The organism is Vibrio sp. Vb1026 (genome assembly GCF_033338745.1).
GTDB classification, from domain to species: domain Bacteria; phylum Pseudomonadota; class Gammaproteobacteria; order Enterobacterales; family Vibrionaceae; genus Vibrio; species Vibrio alginolyticus.
The window spans coordinates 1-1,601 of the sequence record NZ_JAWOTH010000071.1 but is presented as its reverse complement, the minus strand read 5'-3'; the positions used below and the strand labels follow the sequence as shown (position 1 = coordinate 1,601).

Sequence of the window (1,601 nt, the reverse complement as noted above, 5' to 3'; positions counted from 1 at the left end):
AAAGTGATGATGATGTAACGGGCATTGCGGCTTATTTCATTCGAAATCGCGTGATTAGCTGGATGGTGTCTTTGATCTTATTGATTGGTGGTATTGCTGCCTTCTTCGGGTTGGGACGTTTAGAAGATCCGGCCTTTACTATCAAAGATGCGATGGTAGTGACGTCATACCCAGGTGCGACGCCGCAACAAGTGGAAGAAGAAGTGACGTACCCGCTGGAAAAAGCCATCCAGCAACTGACTTACGTTGACGAAGTGAACTCCATTTCCAACCGTGGTTTATCTCAGATCACCGTGACGATGAAAAACAACTATGGTCCCGATGATTTACCACAAATTTGGGATGAATTGCGTCGAAAAGTGAACGACTTAAAAGTCACGTTACCACCGGGTGTTAATGAGCCTCAGGTTATTGATGACTTCGGTGATGTGTACGGCATCTTGTTGGCAGTGACAGGGGATGGCTACAGCTATAAAGAGTTGCTGGATTATGTCGACTACTTACGCCGTGAACTTGAACTGGTCGATGGCGTCAGCAAGGTTTCTGTCTCTGGTCAGCAGCAAGAGCAAGTCTTTATTGAAGTTTCGATGAAGAAGTTAAGCAGTATTGGTTTGTCGCCAAATACGGTTTTTAACTTGCTGTCCACGCAAAATATTGTGTCTGATGCTGGCGCTATTCGTATTGGTGATGAGTACATTCGAATTCAGCCTACGGGTGAGTTCCAAAGCGTTGATGAGTTAGGGGATCTGTTGATCACCGAATCTGGCGCGCAAGGGCTTATTTTCCTCAAAGACGTAGCAGAAATTAAACGTGGCTATGTTGAAGTGCCGAGTAACATCATCAACTTTAACGGCAGCTTAGCGCTGAACGTTGGTGTGTCGTTTGCTCAAGGTGTCAACGTGGTTGAAGTCGGTAAGGCCTTTGATCGTCGCCTTGCCGAGTTGAAGTATCAACACCCGGCTGGTGTCGAAATCTCAGAGATTTACAGCCAACCGAAAGAGGTAGATAAATCGGTCAGCGGCTTTGTGATCAGTTTGGCGCAGGCGGTTGGCATCGTAATTATTGTATTGCTGTTCTTTATGGGGCTGCGCTCGGGTCTACTGATAGGCCTGATCTTGCTACTCACGGTTTTAGGTACGTTCATCTTCATGAAATATCTCGCGATTGACTTGCAGCGCATCTCTCTGGGTGCGTTGGTTATCGCACTCGGTATGTTGGTGGATAATGCCATCGTGGTTGTGGAAGGGATATTAATCGGCACTCAAAAAGGGCGAACGCGATTACAAGCTGCGACGGATATTGTCACTCAAACCAAATGGCCGCTATTGGGTGCAACTGTAATTGCGGTAACGGCATTTGCGCCAATTGGTTTGTCGGAAGACTCCACGGGTGAGTACTGTGGCACCTTGTTTACGGTGCTGCTGATTTCCCTCATGCTGAGTTGGTTTACCGCTATTTCGCTAACGCCGTTCTTTGCCGATATTTTCTTTAAGGGACAGAAAATCAAGCAAGGTGAAGGTGAGGAAAACGACCCATATAACGGCATTATTTTTGTGGCATATAAAAAGTTTTTAGAGTTTTGCATGCGTCGCGCGTGGTTA

At 46.6% G+C, this 1,601-nt stretch carries 1 pseudogene; it reads left to right on the top strand.

Annotated features, from left to right (window positions below):
• Positions 1–1,601 (top strand): annotated as a pseudogene (gene vmeI, locus R7E47_RS24235) (efflux RND transporter permease subunit VmeI); the annotation flags it as partial.